We start from the raw sequence: 8,300 nt of genomic DNA, 5'->3' as shown, positions 1-8,300 counted from the left end.
TTCTCGCACACAAAACCGCAGGTCATGGGATTGTCGGAATCGCTAGACAACATCGACATAAAAGGTCGATATGTGAGGAGTAGCAAAGAGTTAACTTTCTTTCGGAAAATCTGACCTGGACAAATGCCGGCGGAAGCGCGAGCGAGCGGTCACCCGCGAGCCCGAGGACTCACATATCGACGAATTTTGTCCACCGCACCCCGTTTTTCGAAAAGAAGGGTGGCCGGCGGTTCCGGCGATGGCTCTTGATGCTTCGCAAATTGGGGCGCATCGAAGAAGCGCGGTCACCCTGCGCAACGGCGAGATCTACAATTATGAAGTTGGGGGCAGGCCGTTCGGGGGTTGAGTTTTCGACGGGAAGATCGAGAGAATGGTTAAGACGGGAGCGGGTAGATATGAGGCTGCGATTGAGGTCGTGTGCGGGTACGAAGGGAGCCACGGTATCAAATGGGAAGAGTTCTAGACTATAGCTCGTTCGGTGTTGACGACAGACCCGACCGTCTTTCGAACGTTCCAGACGAGGTTCTTGCTGCTATCGATGAAGAAGAGCGCAGAAACCCGCCTGCGACGTGGAAAGAGGCGTGGGAGCGCAGCATCGACTGGGAGATCGAGAACGGCGTGAGGCAGTTGTAGGAGCCGGAGAAACTGGCTTATAGGACAGATAGTGTGTCCGAGGGGCGTTGGCGCAGGTCAATTCCCATTTAATTACATTAATCAGTAAGAAGACCCGCCGAGGCGGGCCTTCTTCTTTCCTATGACGTGGGCGATGTTTTGCGATTAGGTTGCCCTTGCTGGGTTCCTTCGACTGGAATCTCTCTTGGTCGATCACTTACGGTTGAGTTGTTCGCTTACTTCCTCTTGTTGGAGAAGCGAATGGCTGCGGCAAGGGCTCGCACGAGCAGGCTCGGCTTGTGCGTCGGCTGCTCGATGTGGGGCAAAATCGCCATGCTTGCGGGCTTTGCAGCGGGCTCGATCGCGTCGGGCTCGAGCGCAGGCTCGCTGTTGATAGTTTTGCTTGCAGGAGTGGCTTCGCTTGTCGCGTTCGCCGCCTCAGGTGCTTCGTCCGCGCTAGTGGGTCGGCTTGCCTCCGCAGCGCCGGCAGCCTCAGCGGCCCCAGCTTCCTGTGCGCCCGTCGCCTCGGTGTCCCCGCCTGCGGCAACCTCGCCCGCCGCCTCGGCCGCTCCGCCTGCGGAAACCTCAGCAGCCTCACCTGCCGCGGGCTTCTCGATGGGTACGGGAATGCTCGCGGTCGCATACGCCGCGTTACCCGCCGGCTCTCCGGCGCTCGCGGGCTCAGCGCTCGCGAGCGCCTCGCGCTTCTCCACCTCGCGCTCGACTTCCACCTCGGTGCTCATGCGCGCCCTGAGCCGCGCTTCGTCCATGAAATGCGCCTGCGAATCGAACCTGATCGTCTTGCCTTCGGGGCTCACCTGCGCGAAGAATCCAAGCGGCGTGTAGCGGCGGTTGGGAAGCAGCTCGCGGAGCTTCGCCGTGTCAGCAAGCGAAACGTCTACGTAGGAAAGAATGCGCTCGCGCAGCTTCTCGTCGAGCACCGGCCAAGCGATTTCCACGCGCTTGTCCATATTGCGCGTCATGAGGTCGGCGCTCGCCAGGTAAACCTTCATGTTCGCGCGCGGGCCAAAGCCGTAGATACGGCTGTGCTCGAGCATTCGCCCGACGATGGACACGACGCGCACGTTCTCCGTATAGCCTTCCACGCCCGGCACCAGGCACGATATGCCGCGAACGAGCATGACGGTCTTCACGCCCGCCTGCGACGCCTCGGCAATCTTATCGATGATCTCCTTGTCGGTGACAGAGTTTGTCTTGAAGAACAGCCCGCACGGCTCGCCGCGGCGCGCCAGCTCGATCTGGTGGTTGATGTTCTTCAGGATAAGCGGCTTCACCTGCAGAGGCGCCACCCACAGCACGTCGTAGTTGTCCGAGACGTTCTCGAGCGCCATGTTGCGGAAGAACTCCATCGCGTCGCGGCCGATCGAGGGGCTTGTGGTGATGAGCGACAGGTCGGTGTAGAGCTTGGCCGTCTTCTCGTTGTAATTTCCCGTGCCGAGCTGCGTGATGTGCTGGATGCCGTCCTCGGTTTGGCGGGTGATGCAGCAGATCTTGCTGTGCACCTTGTAGTCGCGGAAGCCGTAGATAACGTTGCATCCGGCCTGTTCAAAGCGCTGCGACCATTCGATGTTGTTGCTCTCGTCGAAACGCGCGCGCAGCTCGAACAGCGCGGTGACCTCCTTGCCGTTCTCCGCGGCGTCAATGAGCGCCTCGGCGAGATGCGATTGGCTGGCCAGGCGGTAGAGCGTGATCTTGATCGAGATGACGCGCGGGTCGCGCGACGCCTCGCGCAGAAGCTGCACGAACGGGTCCATGCTCTCGTACGGATAGGAAAGCAGCACGTCGCCGCCTGCCGTCACCTGGTCCATGATGGGGCGCTTGCGGTCGAGACAGGCCGGCCACTGGGGCGTGAACGGCGGATACATCAGCGCCGCGTTCTGCTTTTCGGTGAGATGCGACGACAAACCCCAGGTGAAGCTCAAATCGAGCGGCACCGATGTCGTGAACACCTGATGCTTCTTCAGGTTCAGGCGGTCGAGCAGCAGCGGTTCGAGCGTGTCGGAGAGCTCGCGCTCGCTTTCGAGGCGCACCGGGGCCAGACGCGCGCGCTTCTTCAGGATGCGCTTCATGTGCTCGCGGTAATCCTCGTCGTTCTCGTCGGTGGATTCCGTCGCGTCGATGTCGGCGTTGCGCGTGACGCAAATGACGTTGGTGTGCTTCACGGTGTACATGGAAAACACCTGTTCGGCGACCATTTCCACCACATGCTCAAGCAGGATGAACGAGAAGCCCTCGCCTGGCAGCTTCACAACGCGCGCGCACTGGCGCGGCAGGGGGATGAGCCCGAGCATGGTCCCTTCGGCACCGACGTTCTGCGAAAGGGAGGCGCTCTTTGCCGCTTCCTTCGCCGGCTTGGCCTTGCCCTTCTTGCCTTTCTTGTCCTTCTTCTTGTGCCCGCCTTCGGCCTTCTCCTGCGTGTTGTCGGCCTCCTCGTCGAGGCGCACAACGATGTAGAGCGCGCCGTTTTCCAGGTGGGGGAAGGGGTGGCGCGCATTGATGATCTGCGGGGAGAGGAACGGCGTCACGTTCGCCTCGGCGTAGTCGGCTAGGAATGCCCGCTGCTCCTCGGTGAGCTCGTCGGGACGAACGTGCGTGACGCCCACTTTGCTCAGCATCAGGCGAACCTGCTCGAAGGTGCATTCGTAGGCGGGGTAGAGTTCGTGGCAGCGCAGGTAAATGGCGCGAAGCTGCTCGGAGGGGGTCATGTTCGACTTGGAATCGACGATGTGCTTTTTCACGAGTGACAGGTCGGTCAGGCTGCCGACGCGCACCATGAAGAATTCCTGCAGGTTGCTCCAGAAGATCGAGATGAAGTTCAGTCGCTGCAGAAGCGGGACCGACTCGTCGGCGCCCTGTTCGAGCACGCGCTCATTGAAGTCGAGCCACGACAGCTCGCGATTCTGCAAATAGGGTGCAGGATTGCCAGCTGCGGGTATGACCTGGTCAGATGAGGTGGGATTGCCGTTGGACATGCAGAGCCTCCTTGATGTGCATGATGACTCGTTCTTCGCGCTACCTTTCATAATAGCGCGTTGCGGAATTGGAAGAAGAAAGCGTTACTGACCCTTTACCCTTGAGCAAGGTGCGTTGCCCAGCATACGCTCGATAAGATAGCCTTCGCGCACGCCGCGCTTGCATATCTGCAGCTCGCGGGCGCCTAGCTCTCTCATAAGCGTGCTGAGAATGACGCAGCCAGGACCGACTGTGTGGATGCGTTCGGGAACGGCGCGCGCCGCAAGGTGGGCGAATTTCGACGGGTTGCTCTCCAGCAGATCGAGCAGGGCCTCGAAATGCGCGGGCGTGAGAGCCCTCGGCCGGCAGGGCTCGCCGACCATCTGCGCATAGAGCTTTGCCGCGGCGCGTGCGCTTCCTCCGACGCCGTAGAGTGTTTCCGCTCGGTATTTCCGAAGGTCAACGGGCGTTTCTTCGACGCGGTTCAAGAATGCGCGCTCGATTGTGCCGACTTCGCTCGCCTGAGGCATGATAAATTCAACGAAGTTCGCGTAGGAGGAAAGCGACCCTTGTCCGATGCTCACGTCGTCGAAGTCGCGCCCTCCCTCGACTCGGATGAGCTCGGTCGATCCGCCGCCCAGGTCAACCACGGTGCCCTCGTCGATTGCGCGATCGCATGAGGCCCCGGTGAAGCTGAGATGCGCCTCGTCGCGGGCGGAAAGCAAGTTCACGGGCGCCCCGATGGCGCTCTCGATCGCGCGGATGGCGGCGGGGGAGTTCGTGCAGTTGCGCAGCACGGCGGTGGCGAAGATGTCGGTGCGCACGCAGTCGAAGTAACGCGCGCGCTTCAGGTGCCCGGAGAGCACGTCGACCGCGCGAGCGATGCCCTCAGGGGTGAATTCGCCTGCTTCCACATAGGCGGAGAGCCCCGCCATCACCTTGTCGTTGATGATGCTTCGAAAGTCCTTGCTGGTGATGGGCTTCTTTTTGCTTATGCCGTCCTTCACATCGAAGATGACGAGGCGCACTGAGTTCGACCCCAGGTCGATCACGCCGTAGTTTGCCATGGTGCTTTCCATTTCCCGTTGAGCTCGTTTTTCTCCATCCTAGCGTAGCGCTTCGGGCAATGGGAAAATCTTTACGCGTCCTTTACGCTTGCTTCCCCCGACGCCCGCACCCCGCCCGAGCCGCGCCGTCCGCGCCCCAAATCTCGTTCGCGCGAGTGGCACATCGGCCGTCCGTAGGCCGTCTGCCCTGCAAGGTCGAAGTGAGCTGTGACACCGTGCGGCGATTGTGGGAAAATACGCAGCGAGAAAAGATAGCGATGCGTGTTTAGAGGTAGATTTCCATGTCAGCTCAGTTCAACATTCGACGTGCGTCGAACCGCATGGTGTCGGTGCTCCAACGCGAACTTGACCTGCCCCGCTTCGTTGCGGCAACGCTCGTCGGTCGCGGAATCGACACTCCAAAGGCGGCGCGCGCGTTCTTGTTCCCGTCATTCAAGCACGATTGGCTCGACCCCTATCTGATTCCTGGGCTCGGCGACGTCGTCGACGCGCTCGAGGACGCCGTTCGGAAGCGCCGCCGCATTCTCGTGTTCGGCGACTTCGACTTAGACGGCATATCCGCAACGACAGTTCTCACCCGTGGCCTGCGGGAACTCGGGGCCGACACGGTGCCATTCATCCCGAAGCGCTTCGAGGAGGGCTACGGCATCACGGCCGCGGCGCTCGAGCGCGTGAAGACCTACGGCCCCGATTTCCTCGTGACGGTCGATTGCGGCATCGCTTGCAAGGCCGAGGTGAAGCTCGTGCAGGCGGCGGGAATCGACGTTGCAATCACCGACCACCACGAGCCCACGGACCTGGTTCCCGAAGGCGTGCCCGTCGCTGACCCGAAGATCGATGCCAACTGCCAAAGCTGCGTGCTCGCTGGCGCGGGAGTGGCGTTGAAACTCGTGCAGGCGCTCGGTGCCCGCTTCGGCAAGCCCTACCTCTGGCGCGATTTCGTCGACTTCGCGACGCTCGGTACGGTGGCCGACCTCATGCCGATGCTCGGCGAGAACCGCCCGCTCGTGATCGAGGGCATCAAGATGATGAACAAGGCGCCGCGCCCGTGCATTGCCGCGCTGCTCGAAACCTCGGGGGCGGCTGGCAAGCCTCTCACCAGCACAAACCTCAGCTTCTCGCTCATCCCGCGCCTCAATGCCGCGGGGCGCATGGGCAACGCCGATTTGGCGCTCAACCTGCTCATGTCCGACGACTTCGACGAGGCGTATCGCTTGGCGACTGAGCTCGAGGGGCTCAACGACCAGCGCCGCACGATCGAGGCCGAGCTCTCTGAAATCGCGAAGGTCCAGGCTGCCGAGGTCTACCACGGCCAGCGCGCGCTCGTCGTTGCGGGTGAGGGGTGGCACGAGGGCGTGAAGGGCATCGTGGCAAGCCGCCTGGTCGGCATCTACGGTGTGCCGTGCATCCTGTTGACGATCGACGGCGACGAGGCGCGCGGCTCGGGTCGAAGCGTGGGGCGCGTGAACCTGTTTGCCGCGGTCGAATCGACGTCTGACCTGCTCGTTCGCTTCGGCGGACACGAGGCGGCCGTGGGCGTCACGCTCAAGACTGACGACATCCCCGCGTTCTCGAAGGCGCTTTGCGACTACCTGGACAAGCTTCCCGAGGACGACTTCCACCCGCTCATCGAGATCGACACCTGCATCGACCTCGACGAACTCACCCTCGAGACGGTGGGGGCCCTGAAGCAGGTCGCCCCCTTCGGCCAGGAGAACCCAACGCCGTGCTTCCTCGCGCGCGACGTGCTGCTCACCCATTGCCGCGCGGTCGGCGCCGAGAAGAACCACTTCTCGTGCACGCTTACGAACGGCCGCACGTCGATTTCGGGCATCATGTTCCACTGCACCGATATCGACATGCTCATGGCGACCGACAGCGTGGTGAACGCGGCGTTCCAAGTGGAAATCGACACGTGGCGCGGGCGCAAGTCCGTGAAGGCGATGCTGCAGTCCATCACGCCTGCTCGCACGTGTCCTGCGCTCGAGGCGTGCCTTGAGCCGGAGAACCTGTCGTTCGCGGCCGACCTGTACGCCACGAGCGACGCGGAGCTTTGCGAGGACTGCTGCGAGAGCCCTGAGGACATCGAGGCTTACGAGGCGGAGCGCGAGAAGAACCGTGCGCTATGGGAGCAGAAGGCGCAAAGCGACCCCGACGCGCTCGAGGACGCGGTGGTGCGGGCGATCATCGGCGACCGTGAGCTGCACAAATCCCAGCGCGTGGTGCTTTCGAGCCTTCGCGCTGGGAACTCCGTGCTCGCCGTCATGGCGACGGGACGCGGCAAGTCGCTCACCTTCCAAGTGCATGCGGCATGCGAGGCGCTCGCGCACCATACGGCGAGCCTGTTCGTCTACCCGTTGCGTGCGCTCATCGCTGACCAGGCGTTTCACATCAACGAAGCGCTCGCGCCCTTCGGGATCAACGCGTGCACGCTCACGGGGGAAAGCGCGCCCGACGAGCGCCGCCAGGTTTTTGCGGGCTTGGAGGACGGCTCGGTCGACATCGTGCTCACAACGCCGGAGTTCCTTGTGTGCCACGCTCCCGAGTTCGCGGCTACCGGCCGCATCGGCTTCGTCGTGGTTGACGAGGCTCACCACATCGGCCTTTCGCGCGCGGGCCATCGCCCCGCATATGCGCAGCTCGGAAGCGCTATCGCGCAGATGGGCAACCCGGTTGTGCTTGCGCTTACGGCAACTTCGGACGAGGCTGTTACCAGCGACATCGATCGTGTGCTTCCCGTGGCGGGGCATGTGGTGGACGACACCATGCGCACGAACCTCCACGTGGTCGACCAGCGCAACCTGCGCAATCGCGGCGACTACCTGGCGACGCTCGTCGCGCAGGGCGAGAAGAGCGTCATCTACGTGTCTTCGCGCGAGCAGTCGGTGGCGCTCGCTCGCAACCTGCGCAAACGCGTGCCACAGATGGCGCCGCTTATCGGCTTCTACAACGCGGGCCTTTCGCGCGCCGAGCGCACGCGCGTCGAGGAACTGTTCCGCACGGGTGCGATTGCGGTGCTCGTGGCCACGTCGGCGTTCGGCGAGGGCGTGGATATCCCCGACATCCGCAACGTCGTGCTCTTCCAGTTGCCATACAACGAGATCGAGTTCAACCAGATGAGCGGTCGTGCGGGGCGCGACGGCAAGGATGCGCGCGTCCATCTGCTGTTCGGACGCTCGGACGTGAAGCACAACGACCGCATCTTGCAGGACATGACGCCCGACCACGACGTGCTTGCCGAGGTGTACCGCACGCTGCGCGCGTGGCAGCGCAAGACGCCTGGCGAGTTCTTCGAGATGGCCGATGGCGAACTCGCGCACATCGTGAGCGGTGCGGGCTGCGAGATAACGGCGGCGTCGGCGGCGTGCGGCATTGCGGTCTTCCGCGAGCTGGGGCTTATCGAGACGCATGTGGCCTACGCGTCGGGCGAGGGCGCGCGTATGGTGCGTGTGAAGGAAGGCGCCGGGCGCGTGGAGCTGACTGACAGCGTGCGCTATCGCGAGGGATTAGGCGAGCGCGACATCTTCAAGGCCTTCTACGAGTGGGTGATCGACTGCGACTGCGCGCGCCTTGAGCAGCGTGTGTCCGGGCCCATCACCCCGCAGATGAAGCCTCTGCATCTGCGGTAGGGGAAGGTGACCTGTGGCG

General features: G+C 62.8%; 4 protein-coding genes. 2 read left to right on the top strand and 2 right to left on the bottom strand.

Going from position 1 to position 8,300, the window contains the following annotated elements; translation table 11 throughout:
• The first annotated feature begins 447 nt into the window (after positions 1 to 447).
• Complete coding sequence (locus Q0G85_RS01390; protein ID WP_297154022.1) at positions 448 to 633, top strand: hypothetical protein; 186 nt, start codon at positions 448 to 450, stop codon at positions 631 to 633.
• 215 nt (positions 634 to 848) lie between these two features.
• Here Q0G85_RS01390 and ppk1 read toward each other — a convergent pair whose 3' ends face one another.
• Together ppk1 and Q0G85_RS01380 are read right to left on the bottom strand one after the other, a co-directional pair.
• Entirely contained in the window at positions 849 to 3,605 is a 2,757-nt protein-coding gene (gene ppk1, locus Q0G85_RS01385) for a polyphosphate kinase 1 (protein WP_297154020.1), read from the bottom strand.
• A gap of 84 nt (positions 3,606 to 3,689) precedes the next feature.
• Positions 3,690 to 4,664 (bottom strand): exopolyphosphatase, encoded by a 975-nt coding sequence (locus tag Q0G85_RS01380; RefSeq protein ID WP_297154017.1) that lies wholly within the window; start codon positions 4,662 to 4,664, stop codon positions 3,690 to 3,692.
• A 269-nt stretch (positions 4,665 to 4,933) separates the two neighbouring features.
• Here Q0G85_RS01380 and recJ point away from each other — a divergent pair, with 269 nt between their 5' ends.
• The gene (gene recJ, locus Q0G85_RS01375; RefSeq protein ID WP_297154015.1) at positions 4,934 to 8,281 is read left to right on the top strand and encodes a single-stranded-DNA-specific exonuclease RecJ; all 3,348 of its coding nucleotides are present in this window, start codon (positions 4,934 to 4,936) and stop codon (positions 8,279 to 8,281) included.
• The last annotated feature ends 19 nt before the right edge of the window (positions 8,282 to 8,300 follow it).

Source organism: uncultured Ellagibacter sp., assembly GCF_934617235.1.
In the GTDB taxonomy this organism is placed as follows: domain Bacteria; phylum Actinomycetota; class Coriobacteriia; order Coriobacteriales; family Eggerthellaceae; genus Ellagibacter.
This window is presented reverse-complemented; position numbering and strand designations above follow the sequence as displayed.